General features: G+C 47.0%; 15 protein-coding genes, 1 tRNA gene and 1 pseudogene. 11 read left to right on the plus strand and 6 right to left on the minus strand.

The window, feature by feature from the left end:
* Window positions 1-12 precede the first annotated feature (12 nt).
* The gene (locus J07HQW2_RS12660; protein WP_021055939.1) at window positions 13-462 is read left to right on the plus strand and encodes an SRPBCC family protein; all 450 of its coding nucleotides are present in this window, start codon (window positions 13-15) and stop codon (window positions 460-462) included.
* 107 nt (window positions 463-569) lie between these two features.
* On the opposite strand, the pseudogene J07HQW2_RS20090 reads toward J07HQW2_RS12660, so the two are convergent.
* Window positions 570-1,036 (minus strand): annotated as a pseudogene (locus J07HQW2_RS20090) (MGMT family protein).
* An 88-nt stretch (window positions 1,037-1,124) separates the two neighbouring features.
* Here J07HQW2_RS20090 and trpC point away from each other — a divergent pair.
* From trpC to J07HQW2_RS12695, 6 genes are all read left to right on the plus strand, one after another.
* Complete coding sequence (trpC, locus tag J07HQW2_RS12670; protein ID WP_021055942.1) at window positions 1,125-1,925, plus strand: indole-3-glycerol phosphate synthase; 801 nt, start codon at window positions 1,125-1,127, stop codon at window positions 1,923-1,925.
* The gene (gene trpB, locus J07HQW2_RS12675; protein WP_021055943.1) at window positions 1,922-3,169 is read left to right on the plus strand and encodes a tryptophan synthase subunit beta; all 1,248 of its coding nucleotides are present in this window, start codon (window positions 1,922-1,924) and stop codon (window positions 3,167-3,169) included. Before trpC ends, trpB begins: the two co-directional genes overlap by 4 nt.
* Window positions 3,170-4,033 carry a tryptophan synthase subunit alpha gene (gene trpA / locus J07HQW2_RS12680; RefSeq protein ID WP_021055944.1) on the plus strand — a complete coding sequence of 288 codons (864 nt, stop codon included), beginning with the start codon at window positions 3,170-3,172 and terminating at the stop codon, window positions 4,031-4,033. It begins immediately after the preceding gene.
* Between the two features lie 194 nt (window positions 4,034-4,227).
* Window positions 4,228-5,040 (plus strand): 2-amino-3,7-dideoxy-D-threo-hept-6-ulosonate synthase, encoded by an 813-nt coding sequence (locus tag J07HQW2_RS12685; RefSeq protein ID WP_021055945.1) that lies wholly within the window; start codon window positions 4,228-4,230, stop codon window positions 5,038-5,040.
* A 152-nt stretch (window positions 5,041-5,192) separates the two neighbouring features.
* Window positions 5,193-6,410, plus strand: coding sequence for a 3-dehydroquinate synthase II (locus tag J07HQW2_RS12690; RefSeq protein WP_021055946.1), 1,218 nt, complete (start codon window positions 5,193-5,195; stop codon window positions 6,408-6,410).
* 131 nt (window positions 6,411-6,541) lie between these two features.
* Window positions 6,542-6,617: transfer RNA gene (locus J07HQW2_RS12695), tRNA-Lys, on the plus strand.
* A 111-nt stretch (window positions 6,618-6,728) separates the two neighbouring features.
* Here J07HQW2_RS12695 and J07HQW2_RS12700 read toward each other — a convergent pair.
* Entirely contained in the window at window positions 6,729-7,451 is a 723-nt protein-coding gene (locus J07HQW2_RS12700; RefSeq protein WP_021055947.1) for a type I 3-dehydroquinate dehydratase, read from the minus strand.
* A 203-nt stretch (window positions 7,452-7,654) separates the two neighbouring features.
* On the minus strand, window positions 7,655-8,758 hold the full coding sequence (locus tag J07HQW2_RS12705) for a transcription initiation factor IIB (protein WP_021055948.1): 1,104 nt from the start codon (window positions 8,756-8,758) through the stop codon (window positions 7,655-7,657).
* A gap of 658 nt (window positions 8,759-9,416) precedes the next feature.
* On the opposite strand from J07HQW2_RS12705, the gene J07HQW2_RS18795 reads away from it, so the two are divergent.
* A complete protein-coding gene (locus J07HQW2_RS18795; protein WP_021055949.1) occupies window positions 9,417-9,659 on the plus strand; it encodes a TroA family protein in 243 nt (80 codons plus the stop codon).
* A gap of 115 nt (window positions 9,660-9,774) precedes the next feature.
* Here J07HQW2_RS18795 and J07HQW2_RS12715 read toward each other — a convergent pair whose 3' ends face one another.
* The gene (locus J07HQW2_RS12715; protein WP_021055950.1) at window positions 9,775-11,754 is read right to left on the minus strand and encodes a flippase-like domain-containing protein; all 1,980 of its coding nucleotides are present in this window, start codon (window positions 11,752-11,754) and stop codon (window positions 9,775-9,777) included.
* A gap of 660 nt (window positions 11,755-12,414) precedes the next feature.
* On the opposite strand from J07HQW2_RS12715, the gene J07HQW2_RS12720 reads away from it, so the two are divergent.
* Window positions 12,415-12,729, plus strand: a complete 315-nt coding sequence (locus J07HQW2_RS12720) for a DUF7123 family protein (protein ID WP_048075295.1) — start codon at window positions 12,415-12,417, stop codon at window positions 12,727-12,729.
* Between the two features lie 101 nt (window positions 12,730-12,830).
* Here J07HQW2_RS12720 and J07HQW2_RS12725 read toward each other — a convergent pair whose 3' ends face one another.
* Window positions 12,831-13,502 (minus strand): winged helix-turn-helix transcriptional regulator, encoded by a 672-nt coding sequence (locus tag J07HQW2_RS12725; protein ID WP_021055953.1) that lies wholly within the window; start codon window positions 13,500-13,502, stop codon window positions 12,831-12,833.
* Window positions 13,503-13,627: 125 nt separating this feature from the next.
* A complete protein-coding gene (locus J07HQW2_RS12730; protein ID WP_021055954.1) occupies window positions 13,628-14,803 on the minus strand; it encodes an SPFH domain-containing protein in 1,176 nt (391 codons plus the stop codon).
* Window positions 14,804-14,969: 166 nt separating this feature from the next.
* Between J07HQW2_RS12730 and J07HQW2_RS12735 the strand changes: the two genes are divergently transcribed.
* Together J07HQW2_RS12735 and J07HQW2_RS12740 are read left to right on the plus strand one after the other, a co-directional pair.
* Window positions 14,970-15,989, plus strand: coding sequence for an ABC transporter ATP-binding protein (locus tag J07HQW2_RS12735; protein WP_021055955.1), 1,020 nt, complete (start codon window positions 14,970-14,972; stop codon window positions 15,987-15,989).
* A complete protein-coding gene (locus J07HQW2_RS12740) occupies window positions 15,986-16,747 on the plus strand; it encodes an ABC transporter permease (protein ID WP_021055956.1) in 762 nt (253 codons plus the stop codon). The genes J07HQW2_RS12735 and J07HQW2_RS12740 overlap by 4 nt, the downstream gene beginning before the upstream one ends.
* The last annotated feature ends 82 nt before the right edge of the window (window positions 16,748-16,829 follow it).

Genomic DNA, 16,829 nt, shown 5'->3' on the forward strand with positions numbered 1-16,829 from the left:
TTCAATTAATTCATGACGCGAACTGATGTCACAGCAACAACACAGATTGATGCCTCTGTTGAAGTGGTCTTCGAATACTTGGACGATCCACGAAATCAACCAGAGTTCACCCCGAGTTTAACACGCTCCGAGCCGGTTGAAGAACTTTCAAACGGAGGAAAACGTGTAGCATACACATACTCAATGGCTGGAATTGATCTCACCGGTGAAATTACTGCAACAACATATGAGCCTGAATCAGCCATTCATTGGGAGATGGACGGCGATATTACCGGCGAGATACAGTGGAATTTTGAGGCTGATGAAGGAACAACAGTATTTTCATACACTGCCCGGTATGACATTCCTGTTCCAGTTCTTGATTCAGTAGTAAAGCCATTTGCTGAGCGATATAATGAACGTGAACTTAATACCGCGCTGGAGAACCTTCGTACTCGTATCGAAGCTGATTCTATAAACTGAGTTCTCTTTACTCACATCTCTCATCGGGTCTGACCCAGTATTCGATTTAAGAATCCGTGATGGACGTAGGAGCATTTGATGATATCATTCATATAAATTTAGATATATCAGACCGTTTCAATCTGCTCTATGTTCCGAAGTTCTGTGATGACATCTGGTGGGGCTCCGCTTGGTGCATCTCGAATCCGATGGTCAGGGATTATTAGTGGAATAGGATTTTCACCAAGCGCACGCTGAGCGGTTGATCGGTCATCTGTATCATCTTCGTCAAGCCCTGCCATTCGAAGAACGCGATCGAGAGTTACTGCTTCACCATATGGAATATTTCGCGTCGCTTCAAGCACGCGTCGTTGGTCTGTCGGGACAGTAAGTGCAATATCAACGTCTGAAAGGTGATCTGTGTCACCGTTAAGATACGCATCGATACGGCAAGTAATGTATGGTCATCATCAGCATCACTCGGAACTGTCGATTGGAAATCAACACTCATGATCCGTCCACTCGCGACGCCGATTGTAATAACTCGGTTGATTTGTGTAAACTGTCGAGCGAAAACGCCAACCTCTGTACTCATGTCTATTGATTCGTGCTACCCCCGTTTGAACGTTAGCCGGAGAAAACACGCAAGCCTTATGTGCAATTCAGTTCATTAATGAACATAGATGGACGCTAGTGACGAATCTCTTGCACCTGCGGTGCAATCAATTCTCGCGGCTGCAAAACAGCGTACTGGTGGTACATCCCGATGCACTGTTGATGCAGCATCATTTCAGTCAGCTGTTTCGACGACAGAGGCAGCCAATCAGATTCCGATTATTGCGGAAATTAAACCGACCAGTCCAACAACCGATGGAACGCGAAATGATGATCCTGTTGCGCTTGCATCAGCAATGGTTGAGGGTGGCGCAACTGCATTATCAGTATTAACAGAACCGGAACACTTCGGCGGGTCAGTTGATACCCTCACTCAAGTACGCAAGGCGGTTGAAGTCCCAGTTCTTCGAAAAGACTTCATTATCCGTGAGTCTCAACTTGATACAATTGCAGCTGATATGGTCCTTCTCATCGCACGATTTCTTGATACTCCAGAGACAGATTCACTAGCGAGCGTATATGAAGCAGCGAAAACCCGCGGATTCCAGCCACTCGTTGAGGTTCACACGCGTGATGAACTCGAGCGCGCAATCGATATTGGTGCCAGTATTATTGGGATCAATAACCGTGACCTTGGTCGTCTTGCGGTTACTCTCCAAACCTTCGAACAGTTGGCACCAGATGTCCCTGATGATGTAACGCTCATCGCTGAGAGTGGTATCAAAACCACTGAAGATATCAAACGAATGCGTGCGGCTGGAGCTGATGCACTTCTTATCGGGACGGCTATTATGAACGGGGACGTACAAACAAACACAACACGGTTCACAACCGCAACGGACGCAACAACGGAGACACATAGATCATGACACAACGATACGCAGACGGGAAATTTGGTGAATATGGCGGACAATACGTTCCAGAAGCATTGATGCCTGCCATCGAGGAGTTAGCTGACGCGTATGAACGCTACGTGTTAGAGAATGAAGATGGATTCATGGATGAGTTCCGAGCACGACTTCGGGACTTTGGTGGTCGACCAACACCGACGCAGTACGCAGAACGTCTTTCAGAACGACATGGCTGTGATGTTTATTTAAAACGTGAGGATCTTCTTCATGGTGGTGCACACAAGCTTAATAATGCCCTTGGACAGGCATTATTAGCAAAGTACATGGGTAAAGAGCGAATCATCGCCGAGACTGGTGCCGGTCAACATGGCACAGCGACTGCGATGGCAGCTGCACATCTTGATATGCCCTGTGAGGTCTATATGGGTGAACGTGATATTAATCGTCAACGACCGAACGTATTTCGGATGCGACTCAATGGATCGGAAGTAACACCTGTCACAATCGGTCGTGGAACACTCAAGGAAGCTATCTCCGAGACGATGCGTGACTGGGCAACCAACGTTGAGGATACACATTACATCATTGGTTCAATTGTCGGTCCACATCCATTCCCGTCGATGGTTCGTGACTTCCACTCTGTTATTTCTGAGGAAGCACGTCGGCAGGTACGTGAACAAACCGGCGGACTTCCTGATGCTGTGTTGGCGTGTGCTGGTGGAGGATCGAACACAATGGGGACATTTGCACACTTCATTGACGACACCGATGTTGATCTTTATGCTGTTGAAGCAGGTGGCTCAAGTCTTGAGGTTGATGAAGACGCCGGTGTTGCACCAAATTCAGCCTCATTATCAACCGGTGATGAGGGCGTCCTTCACGGTGCCCGGACAAAGTTACTTCAAGATAGTGACGGTCAAATTATGGAAAGTCATAGCGTTTCTTCAGGACTTGATTATGCTGGCGTTGGTCCGGAGCTTGCACATCTTGTCGATACGGACCGCGTCACTCCGGTGAATGTCGATGATGAAGCGACACTTACTGCATTCCATCGCGCCTCACAGCTAGAGGGTATTATTCCAGCACTTGAGACTGCACATGCTTTCGGATATCTTGAAGAACATGGTAATGCGCTCGGTGATAGTATTTTAATCAATGTTTCTGGTCGGGGTGATAAAGACCTAGAAATAGCGATTGAGGAGACCGCCGAACAGGATATTGACATTGCACCTGATATGTCTGAATTCGCTGGAGGACTCTGAATGTCTGGGGGCAATACACGGGAGCAAGGGCTTGCTTCCGCATTTAGTGGTGGTCCGGCATTTGTTCCATATCTTGCAGCGGGTGACCCGGATTATGAATCTGCGCTTGAGTATGTAGAAGCACTCGCACGCGGTGGTGCTGATGTCATTGAACTTGGGCTACCCTTCTCAGAGCCGATTGCCGAAGGACCGACAATTCAGAGTGCTGTTGTCCGATCGCTTGAGGCGGGGATGACTCCCGAGCGGTTTTTTGACTTTGTCGACGATCTCGACGTTGACCCAGATGATACTCCGCTCGTATGCATGACATATTATAATCTCATTTATCAGTATGGTGATGAAGAGGGTCCGCGACCATTCGTCAAACGCGCAGCAGATATTGGGCTTTCGGGATTTGTTGTCCCAGATCTGCCTGCTGAAGAATCAGACCCACTCCGGGCGGCTTGTAATGAATTTGATCTTGATCTTGTATTTATTGTCGCTCCAACAACCAAAGGTGAGCGACTTGAGACAATCATGTCACAAGTATCAGGTTATGTCTATGTACAGGCCCGACTTGGTGTGACCGGTGCCCGTGAAGATGTCTCTACACAAACTGAATCAAGCCTCTCTCGACTTGATGCATATGATGTTCCAAAGGCAGTCGGCTTTGGAATTAAGACCGGAGAGCATGCTGAACGAATTGTCGCCGGTGGTGCTGATGGTATCATCGTTGGCAGTGCATTGGTTGATATCGTTGCTTCGGGTACTGATGCCGGCGACTCAGTAGCAACAGTTGCTGACCGACTTGAAACAAAGGCTCGTGAGCTTACAGATGGAGCTCAACGAGGATATGAAAAACGTATCCCTAAACCAGACACATAAGATAATTATCTATACATGTGAGCAGGGGTGGGGCACGTCCTATTATCAATTCTCAGTACACAGTAGTTGAACACTCATAGCGTGACATACAACCACACCTAACGTCACCTCAGTGGTGTACGCTGATATGGATACGATGGAGTATTATCACCTCGAAATGACTATAACCGCCGATTGATACAGGTTAACATATAATGAACACAGGAACCGGAGTTAGAGCTGGACTCACCGCACGACTCACTCGCATTTCGACAGATGGACGCTATCTTATTGTCCCAATGGATCATGGTATTACACTTGGTCCAGTAAAGGGTCTTGTCAATCTTGAATCAACTGTTGATGCCATCACTGATAATGGCGCAGACGCTGTTCTTACACAGCGTGGTGTTGCTTCTCGAGTCCATCCAAATAAAAACACAAAAGGGTATATTATCCATCTGAATGGCTCGACTGTAATCGGTCCTGATACGACGGATAAACGACCGACTGGAAGTGTTGAGGGGGCTCTTCGCGCCGGTGCTGATGTTGTTTCATTCCATATGAATGTTGGCAGTGATCATGAACCTGATCAGCTGACGCAACTGAGTAATATTATCGAAGAGGCGCATCGCTATGGTATCCCTGTGCTCGCAATGAACTACGCCCGTGGACCAGGTATCGATGAACATGACCCAGAAAGTCTTGCTCATGCTGTTCGGATTGCAGAAGAGCTTGGTGCAGATGTCGTCAAGACTGCTTACTCTGGAGAGCCTGACTCATTTGAACAAGTTTGTGCAGCCACTCGACTCCCGGTCGTCATCGCTGGGGGAAGCCGTGGCACTGATCGCCAGACTGTCGAGATGGTTCGTGGTGCAATAGACGCTGGTGCAGCAGGCGTTTCGATGGGACGTTCAATTTTTCAACATGATAATCCTGGATCAATTACTCGAGCAGTCAGCGCTGTGATTCATGATGATGCAAGTGTTGATACTGCACTTGATACTGCCGGACTTGAAATTGAGATCTGAGAAATACTTGTCACACCGGCTATACCAACTGGCTTATATTTTATTTATATAAAATATACTCATTTTCATGCTGATAATCATCTAATTGCTATACTCACTCGATACAACGAGGAGTCGCCACGTTCAAGCGCGCTGACCGAGTCGACCCGACAATGACAGAATCACGCTCACGTCGTGTGTGGATAAAAGCCGATAGTGATGTTGGTGACTGGGAAACCCGAAAACGTCGTATCACGGCGGGACTTGAGGCTGGCGTCGACTGTGTGGTTGTCGACCCGGAGGATATCTCACGCGTTCAAGCACTTGGTGATGTCTCAGTGGCAGCATTCACCCCGACAACGGCTGGTGGCACCGGCGCTGGCGCTACCATCAAAACAGAGACGGAAGAGATTGAAAACGCCGATACTGCTCTTATCGGAAAAAATAGCGAAGGCGATGGGACAAGCGATTTCCCAGAAACACTCTCTGAATCAACCGACCTGAGTGCCATTGAAAATCACGCTAGTAGTGGTAATACTGAAGGGAATACCAATACCGGTGCATATGTACGAATTGCCTCAGAAGAGTATGAGACGTTGGCAGAGACCGCCGCAGCTGATGCATCATATACTATTGTTATTGGTGAGGACTGGACGATTATTCCGCTTGAAAACCTCATTGCACGCATTGGCTCAGAGACGACTCTTATTGCCGGTGTCACATCAGCTGAAGAGGCTCAAACTGCCTTTGAGACGCTTGAAATCGGTGCTGATGGTGTATTGCTTGATAGCGATGACCCAGATGAGATACGTGAAACGGTCGCTGTCCGTGACGCCACTGAGCAAGAAACACTTGAACTGGAGTGGGCGACTGTTATCGATATTGAGCGCGCTGGAATGGCTGATCGCGTTTGTGTTGACACGGCAAATCTCATGAAACACAATGAAGGAATGCTTATTGGAAGTATGAGCCGTGGGCTTGTGTTTGTCCATGCTGAGACAGCCGAGTCACCGTATGTTGCCTCACGTCCGTTTCGCGTGAACGCTGGTGCCGTTCATGCATATCTTCGAACGCCTGATGGTGGCACAGCGTACCTTTCAGAACTACAAAGCGGTGATACAGTTCAGGTTGTCAATACTGATGGACAAACACGTGAGGCAATCGTGGGTCGTGTAAAAATCGAAAAGCGACCGATGTTTCGCATTGAGCTTGAATATGATGATGACCGCGTTGAAACACTGCTACAAAACGCTGAGACAATTAAACTCAACACACAATCAGGACGAACCGCGGTTACAGATATTAAATCTGGGGATGAGATTCGATTATTCTACGAGGAGACTGCCCGTCACTTTGGTGAAGCGGTTGAAGAAAGTATTATTGAGAAGTAAACTTCCATATCTCTTGGTAATAAGAAGAATTCGTCAAACTCGTATATATAATATTATATCACGAGATAATGGTTACTATGCTAGTGAGCAAATTGAAGCGTTTTTATGACTGACCGATAATAAGGTACTATGGGCTGGTAGCTTAGGCTGGTTTAAAGCGTCTGGCTCTTAACCAGAAGATCGAGGATTCAAATTCCTCCCGGCCCGCTATTACGATTGTTCTTATAGAACTGTTGGTATCTCAGTCCCTACAATCGGTTCAAATTATATGATGAATCCTCCGTAGTAGCGGCTCAAGATATGCTAATTAGTTCTAAATTATTCATAAGTGAGATTATCAATCATTTTTGAAAACGTTTTGATATCGTACTGTCCTGGGGCAGTCGCATCTGCAGGATTGACAGGCGCATATCCGATTCGCGACCCGTACACAGGAGCAACTACCCGAGTGTGGCGACCAGGTGTACCCATTGCCATTGTAGCAACGATGTCACCCCATCTAGATGCCTGCTCAGTCGCAGCAAGCACACGGAGGGCATCACGATGTGTTTGTGCTGTAACAGCAAGCTTTCCAACATCACCAAGCTGTGCAGCTGCATGAAGACGCCGGTCAAGAACAGACCGTGGAGGGGTTGAGGTGAAATTATGTGTTGATGCAATTATGCTCACATCATTATTTCGAATATCGCGAGCGGCTTTCTTTCCTTGTCGTGTTCTCAGTGTCTTCAACTCAATATCAGCGGCAACGACAGCATCATGTGTCGCTGCAGTGCGTAACATTTTGAGTCGATCCGTCGTGTCACCACCGTATTTCCCACCTTCCCATTCTGGGCGATTGGTCACCAATAACGGAAGAGAATCGCGTTGATCATATGCTGTTATTGCGGTAAGCGGATCTGGAAGTGACGCGTCTGCATGTGCAAGATCAAGTCGAAACTCGACGATGTCGGCGTACTCTCGAGCAGCAGGTTCGTCACTAAGATCTGCCGTCGCGGCGGCGAGTTGGAACGTATCAAATGATATTGTTCGTGCAGACGTCATTGGTGCCTACTGCATATGTATACTATATTCATATGATGAGCGCGTTGATTATACAAGTAATGTATACAACGAGAACGAGAATATATCTGGCATTCTAGACAGCCACCAAATCATAACACGACGATCGTGTAATCTGATACTCGTGTCTATAGTCAGTTACCCACGGCTAAAGCCATGAGCTTCTGCGCTGTTCCCGCTGTGAATTATGTGGCTCCAACTGCATCTTTTGCCTCAAGAAGTTCGTGGTAACGGTTTCGGATCGTTACTTCAGAGATGTCGGCTACTTCACTCACTGCTGCTTGCGTTGTTTTTTCATTTGTCAATAACGCCGCAGCATACACTGCTGCAGCAGCAAGTCCAACTGGAGATTTGCCTGAGTGTACACCCTTTTCTTTTGCATTCTGTAGTAGTTGACGCGCACGAAGTGTTGATTCATCCGAAAGTCCAAGTTCAGAAGCAAACCGTGGAACATACTGCTCTGGGTCTGCGGGTTTTACTTCTAGTGAGAGTTCTCGGGCGATATATCGATATGTCCGTGCAACCTCACTTTTTGGAACACGTGACACTTCCGCGATCTCATCGAGTGACCGAGGCACACCAGCCATTCGTGCAGCCGCATAAACACACGATGTAGAAACGCCTTCGATTGACCTTCCAGGTAGTAGATCCTCATCAAGCGCACGACGATAAATCACAGATGCTGTTTCACGAACATTCTCAGGAAGTCCAAGTGCAGAAGCCATCCGGTCAACCTCACCAAGTGCCTGCTTGAGATTCCGTTCTTTTGAGTCTCGAGTGCGGAACCGCTCATTCCACTTTCGAAGTCGCTGCATCTTTTGTCGTTGATTTGATGATAGTGAATTGCCATAGGCGTCACGATCACGCCAGTCAATATTCGTCGAAAGTCCCTTATCATGCATTGTATTTGTCGTTGGGGCTCCGACCCGAGACTTCTGGTCTTTTTCTTTCGCATCGAAAGCACGCCATTCGGGACCGCGGTCGACGGAATCTTCAGTGATCACAAGACCACAGTCATCACAAATTGTTTCTCCATGTTCATCATCAACGACAACATTACCGCTACATTCTGGACAAACAAGGTCTTCACTTGCTGTTTTCTCTTCTTCTGACTCGGATACGGATTCTTCTTCAGATTCTTCGGTTCCCGGGCGGACCCATCGTTGTCCAACAGTCCCGCCGTCAGTTCGAATGCGGTCGTTTGTATTATCGGTAACTACGTTTGACTCGTGATTCGATTCAACTCTCGTTCTCGCGTTCTCGCGAGTGTATGTGGTTTTCTCGCTCATCGGTATAGAGACGAATGCTTTGAGTCCGTAACATGATACATGTATTCTGATGTCTGAATCCAGTTACACGGCTTGAAATCGACAGGTACCCGGACGATATACTATCGCGCGAATGACTGAGTGAACGACCGCAGACACCCTAAATGATGAGAGACCCAAAGCGGTTCGTACCCAAGTAACTGAGTCAACTGATAAAAATAGTTCGGAATAAGATTCTATACGACTCATATACAACGATATACTTCATATATGAAAGCTGCCGACACCATTGCCGGGGTTACCGCACATTGTTTCATTGACCGTCCCGTCATCCGGATGACTCAATCCTGATTATGACCGAGTTGAGACATTTGAGCCTGATATTATCTGCACTGCCGATGCAGTTCAAATATCGATTCGTGATAGACTCCGTGATTGTGGCTGCACCGTCTGTCATCTTGCGCCAGATACCCTTGATTTAGTTACTAATCCCTTTTTACACTTGCTGAGAAAACTGATCGACCGACGGCTTGGTCAACACTTGTATCGCATGCACCTGAACGACTGAGGGCTGTCCGTCGTCGCGTTACGAGTAACGACAGTGACCGTCTATGCCGAGGAATGGTTAGATTCGCCGATGGCAGCCGGCAATTGTGTCCGGAGATGATTGCTGCTGTAGATGGACATCACTCATTCTGGTGAACGCTCTTGTGAAGTCACACGGACGGAAGTTGAAACGGCTACTCCCGACCATGTCGTACTTCATCACTGCGGTCATGGAACGCATGCAGACGCAGGCATATTCCGCGACAGAGGGTGGGATGTTGATACATCGATTCACATTCTTGATGATGATTTTCATAATCAACCAAGTCCCCATCTATCCGCCTGCCGACACGGACTTGTCATGCATCGTCAATGACTACTAACAAGCGACTAATTTGCTCTACGCCTTTAACAGTATCAAATTATTTGATGTTTATTCTTTCTATGAGCGTATTCAATATCGCACGCTCTGATATCAAAGCAAATCATAATCACCGACTCCGTGTTTGTGTTTGTGTCTGTGCCTGTGTATGAGTGACCTCTTCATCAGATATATCGGCATCATGATTGCGGGCACTGCGTGTCTCCTCGACGGCAGTCATTAATGAGACGTTCAATCCAAACATCGATGCATATCCACCAACGATTGTTACAAGATTCTTTACCGCATGATCGACAACTGCAGCCCCAATAGCAACGCTTGTTGTAATTGGTGTGAGTCCAACAACAAGCAGTGTAAATGCACCTTCATACAGTCCAACACCACCAGGTGATAATGGAAGAATCTTAGCAAGATTTCCAACGCTAACAGCAAAGAAACTCACCGCGAGTAACTGTACAGCACCTAAGTTAGGTGAAAACGCTGTCAAGACAATTAATGCAGTTACTACATCAATCGACCAGATAATGATACTCGTCGCCCCCACCCGAACAAATCCACGACGTGTCCCAGCGACGGTCTGTAAATCTTCAATGAATTGATCTATTACACTAACGACCATCTGAGCATAACTATCAGTACTTATTCGATAGACAACAGTCGATGGAATGTTAACCTCACTCCGTGCACTTAATATAATCCCAACGACAGTCGCGACAGCAATCACACCGACACTCATTGAGACGATGACAGCCACGCGACCAGCACCGTCAGCGCCAATAATTGTTCGAGCAAGAGTCGCTGTCTGACCACTTGCAGTGTATCCCAGCAAGACGACTCCAGCTAATGATGCAATCGTCAATAAATCAAATACACGCTCCGCTGCAAGCGACGCGAACCCCGATGGGTAGGCAATCCCTCGTCGTGCTTTAATAACATACGCACGGACAAGATCACCTGCTCGTGCAGGGAAGACAAGATTACCTGTCTGACTGATAAATACTGCTCCAGTAAGGAAACGGACGCGCTCATAGTATCCAAGTTCAGATAATATGTCGCGATATCGCAGTCCGCGAATCGGCCATGATATAATATACACAGCCGTCGCAGCGGCAACTAGCCATGGGTCAGCAGTACGAACTTCAGTAATAACGGTATTGAAATCAATGTACTGCGTCATTAACGCTAATGCAACAATAGCCAATACAGCGCCTGCCCCGAGACTCACCCGTGGCGATAATCGCGGTTGTACCGATATCTGCCACCATGTCCGCAAGATCTGACTTCCCATGCCAAAGACATCACGGACAAGATCAACCTTTGTATCGCCTTTTGCGGTCCACTCAACAGGAAATTCAACAACGGTTAAATCTGCCCGTTGCGCCCGAACAAGCATTTCGGTGTCCCAAAACCAGTGACTATCCTCAACGATAGGTCTGAGTGATTCAAATGCTTCCTGAGTGAACGCTTTGAATCCACATTGATGATCTTGAAGGTCTGAGCGAAGAAAAAGACGAACAAGCGTATTATAGATCCGACTTGGAATGCCGCGTTTTGCTGGTCGATCGGCGATATTCTCAGGCAACCACCGTGACCCGGTCGCAACATCAGCCTCACCTGTTTGTACCCGGGTGATGAGTTCCTCGAGATGACGTATATCTGTCGCGAGATCCGTATCGAAATATGCGAGTACATTGCCATTCGCGAGCTCAAACGCCTGCTCAAGTGCCCCTCCTCGTCCTAATCGCGTATCGCTGTGCATGTGTCGAATGCGACTATCCGTAGCAGCAAGCTGATCTGCAATCTCTGGTGTATTGTCTGTGCATCCATCCTCAGCAATTATTATTTCAATTGACGTCGGCTCACAGAATGATTCGAGTGCGTTGATTGTCTTCTCAACTGTTGACTTTAGTGTTGATTCCTCATTGTACGCTGGCAGAACAACAGTTACACTGACGTTATTTCCGGCTGCTGGCGGTTCATTACTACTGGATGTTTGTCTGCCTGTGGCTGTAGTATCATCGTCATCATCATCATTATCATCACTCCCAGTTGCATTTGATTTCGCTGACCCAGCAGACGGGGATTCCATTGCCATTGTGTGGCGGTGCACGATGTATGAACTTTCTGACTTCAGATGCAGCACAGATCATCGTGCCGCTAAATTACATATATTCTTATCTCTATGATAAAAAAGATGAGCCGCTTTCGGTTGGATAGTAATTCATATTCTCATACGGTGACGTACAGATGTGGTGAAATACCACATTACCCCGTTGAGGGTGGGGTTTCCGTGCTCTCGCATTGGACTTTCTACTTCTGTGATAGTATTTACAAGCGGTACGTCCGCATGATGCGTACCCACAGTGATACCAGTCTCGACAAACGTTCCGATTCGGACTGTCCCAGCCCTACTCAATAATGGCGACGATAACTCAGGCTGACCGTGATTATTATTCCATTCTAAGTCAGTCTGATGAAGACTGCTCGTCACAATTTAGCGTTAGAAAGCATGCTAGTCATGTCTTGCCAAGATAATGCACGGCTGTATCCCCTTCCCTACTTGTTCGTTTCACTCATTCCGTGAGGAAGGGGACTTAGCCTCGTAATTATTAAACGATCGTACCGCGGGTCACTCTGTAGCTGTGAAAAACCCGTTTGCTTGAGTTCGTCCTCTCACTAAATTACTAGACAGCGGCGGGTTAACTGTCTGTACCAAATCGCTCATACGATGAATTATGTATTATTATATATGAGTGCCACAACAGATGCGGAGTCAGAGTCAAAAACAGAAACAAACGTGGACGTGCACGCGACCGAGAACCAACCTGAGTCAACTTTGAGTGAAAAACAGCAACGGATCTTGCAATATCTCATACAACGGGTTGATCAGCAAACCTATTTTAAATCTCGGCTTATCGCCGATGAGCTTGGTCTGTCGGCAAAAGAAGTGGGCGCGAATATGCCTGCAATTATTGACGACAATAACACTACAATTACTATTGAAAAGTGGGGATACTCTTCGGGTACAACGTGGAAAGTTAATCTCAAATCAACTAATCGCTAAGATCACTTCAATGATATATCGGTAGATACATTCATTCACGATTTGTGTTTAGTATTTTTTATTTGATAATTGTAGCATCTGATGTCCGATTAGTTCCAAAGTTATGGACTATACTCGAACAATGTGGCTGCTTCATCGGCGACTGCAACCGCATTTGGTCCAAGTGAATCGGCATATCTGAGTATCAGTGTGAGGATTACTTCAGGCTGATTGACGCTATAACCATCAACACGAGATATGAGCCCAGCAGTGTCAAGTTTTGAAATATACGTACTTACCGTTGCTTGGGATACATCGAGAACTGCGGCGAGGTCGGCACCAGTCGCTGTTGGATCTCTCAGAAGCTCAATCAGTATACCCTGTGGAGTCCTTCGACGGAGAAACCCAAGGGCTACCTGTTCAAACCCGCTAAACCGACCGGGTAAGAAGAATCGTTTATAATCACCATCACGATGAACAGTAAGTCTATCAGCATCGACAAGCCGGCGGAGATGATGTTGTGTCTCACCGGTCCCAAGCTTAAGATCATCACGGACCTTCGAAAAGTGCGCTCCAGGCGTTGATCCAACATACCCAACAATTGCCTCACGGACCTCACTATGCTCATTTGAATTATTATGAGTCTCCGTTTGGTTTTGACTCTGTGTACGTTCTGCGTCTGAGTCCGCCCTTACTTTCCCTCCACCAAGTGCTGCGAGTGGTGATGCGGCACCGATTGTAGCGAACCGTCGCAGTGTCGCCCGCTTATCCTCGTCGATATTGCGATTTCCCATCTATATGTATGTCAATTAACTGACTTTGATTACCAAATTTAATCACAATCTAATCTATGCTGAAAGGTAGAATATAATACGGGGTAACGAAAGTCATTGTACTCTTAGGTCGAGTCCTGAGTTAGTTATTCACGCTCGGTTTCAACGGCACGCTCGGCTTCGCCGTCTTGCATCTCATCAGTTTTCTCAGCAGCAATCTGGTCTGCATTTTTAATATCGCCTGGTTCGCCTGCTTTGATTGCTTCGGCTTCTTGTTCAAGCTCTTCGAGGTCCATCTCTGCAGCCTCGTCAATCTGTCCAAGAATATTCTCAATATTATCAAGTCCAAGAAGCTCACGTGTTTCATTATCGAAATCAAGGCTTTCAAGACCAGCTTCTTCCTGCACATCTGAGTTGGTCAGTTGCCGACCATACCGACCAAGTAGACTGGTTAATTCCTGTGGAAGAACGAACGTTGTTGATTCACCTTCACCAATCGATTCGAGCGTCTCCATTCCACGCTCAATGACAGCACGTTCACCCATTGATTCTGAGGATTTCGCTCGTAAGACCGTCGATATGGCATCTCCCTGCGCTTCAAGGATCTGGCTTTGCTTTTCACCTTGTGCACGAACAATATTCGATTGCTTTTCACCCTCTGCTTGCTCAACTGCTGATCGGCGTTCTCCTTGTGCTTCCAGAATCATTGCACGACGCCGGCGCTCTGCAGAGGTCTGTTGCTCCATTGCCTGTTGAACTTCTTTTGAAGGATTAACCTCTCTCACTTCAACAGATTCAACACGGATTCCCCACTCATCAGTCGGTTCATCGAGTTCTTCACGGATCTTTGAATTTATTTCCTGTCGCTTATTCAGCGTATCATCAAGTTCCATATCGCCGAGTACCGCTCGAAGGGTCGTCTGTGCAAGATTCGAAACAGCCTTTTTGTAGTCATCAACTTCAAGAAATGCTTTCTTTGCGTCCATGACTTTAATATACACAACAGCGTCAGCAGTGACTGGTGAGTTGTCTCGCGTGATTGCTTCTTGTCGCGGAACATCTAGTGTCTGTGTTCGCATGTCAAATGCGTATGTTCGCGATACAAACGGTGGAATGAAGCTAATTCCTGGCTCAAGTAGGTGACGGAACTCACCAAAGACAGTCAATGCTTCCTTTTCATATGCATCGACAATCTCGACCATCTGATAGACAGTGACAATTGCAAGGAACAGTGCTAGCAACCCGACAAGGGACGGACCCAACCCGAACCCAGCCTGAATCGGGATTTGTGTTCCTTGACCCGCCACAATAGTGATATCCATACATAACAATAGGGCGGAGTTCGGATAAGCTTGGCTCTCAGTTTATAACTATACCCACCATATTGAGAGGACTAATTCCTGAGTTGAGATAATATTTGAATTATTATGACTATCGAGACTCATCTGATTCGAACTGTTTACTATATCATGTGCTGAATATACATGTATGACAGCGGCACTCGTCGCCGAAAATGTATCTAAGTCATATGGCGACGTAACAGCAGTTGATGATGTTTCAGTTTCAGTCGATACTGGAGAGATGTTTGGATTGGTCGGACCAAACGGCGCTGGTAAAACGACACTTGTTCGCGCACTGACCGGAACAACAGCTGTGAAAGGACAGCTGTCCGTCCTTGGAGTCCATCCAACAGAGCTTGATAAATCACAAGTCGGCGTACTACCGCAATCGTTCACACCGCCAGGTCGACTGACTGCATATGAGCTTATTGAGTATTACGCAGGACTGTATGACGATGCCCGTGATCCTGCGAGTGTGCTTACCGATGTTGGTCTCAGTGATAGTTCGGCGACACAGTGGTATGAAACGCTCTCGGGTGGGCAAAAACGCCGTGTTTGCGTTGCAATCACGTTAATCAATGACCCGGCAGTTCTGTTTTTAGACGAACCAACAACCGGTATTGACCCTGCAGGTCGTCGTTCGTTATGGAAACTTCTTGAGACGCTAGCCGCTGGCGGGACGACTGTTTTCCTCACAAGCCATTCGATGACGGAAGTCGAGCGACTTGCCGACCGTGTCGGATTCCTGAATAATGGTAAGTTGTTGACTGTCGGTGACCCACAGTCACTCATCGATACTTACGCTGGGGGGAGCCAACTTATTATCGAAACTAAGACTGCGCTTAATTCAACAGTATTTTCATCGCTTCCATTCGATACTCAGACTACCGCATCAGGCACTCGCACAGTCATTGAAGCTGTCGGTCCGCGTGATATTGGTGACGTTATCAATGCCGTTGATATGACCACCGTGACTGTTGAATCACTTACGTGGAAACAACCTAATCTTGAAGATGTTTATCTTGAACTGGCTGGCGAACCCCTCAGTGCTGCCGGAACGGTCGATAAATTAACTACAAACAATGATATTGAGACTGCTGTGAACAGTACTGATAACAACATATCACAAACTACTGTCACGACAGCTACAAAGGAACCTGACCGATGACCCGTCGTAGCCGTATTTATGCCGAATTCACTGCTGCATGGCATGCGTTTATCCGTCGACGAACAGCAGTATTTTTCACTTTCTTTTTCCCAGCGATAATCGTGATTATATTCGGTGCATTGGTGCAAACCCAACCGACAGGTGGTGGTCTTTTTGCTGAACCCCGGGCGTACTATATTGCCGGGTATCTCTCCGTTGTAGTGTTATTTACACCGCTGTCACGTGTTGGCAGTACCGTTGCCCGATATCGTAGTGGCAGTCGATTTGAGAAACTTGCAACAACACCGTTATCTCGTGGTGAATGGCTTCTTGCACAATCACTTGTCAATGTGGTTGTCATCGGGATCGCCGCTGGGCTATTACTGATCTTATCAGTGTTTGTGACCAACACTACACTTCCACTAGGGTTGACAACAGTATTCATTCTCCCCTTTGTCGCTCTCGGCGTTATATTATTCTGTGGAGTCGGTGCCATTATTGGTCGCATCGCAGATTCTCAAGATGGGGTTATTGCTGCATCGAACGCTATTGCACTCCCATTGTTATTTCTTTCAGAGACGTTTGTGACCCCATCGCTGCTCCCGGTTTGGTTTCGTCCTGCATTAAACCTATCACCGCTCACATACGTTGCCCGGGGAATTCGATCGGTGACATACGTCGACGCAACAACAACCCCGCTGATCAACCTTGGTATTGTAGTGGTTGTTTCGATTATTGTATTTTTTGCTGGCACAAGAGCTGTTCCTCAGACCGAATAATATCAAGTTATTGTAATCATATAGAAGTCAATACATTACACATGGAGGGGCAACATTCAGTATATCTCCGGTATCAATATTG

Source organism: Haloquadratum walsbyi J07HQW2, from assembly GCF_000415985.1.
Lineage (GTDB): Archaea > Halobacteriota > Halobacteria > Halobacteriales > Haloferacaceae > Haloquadratum > Haloquadratum walsbyi_B.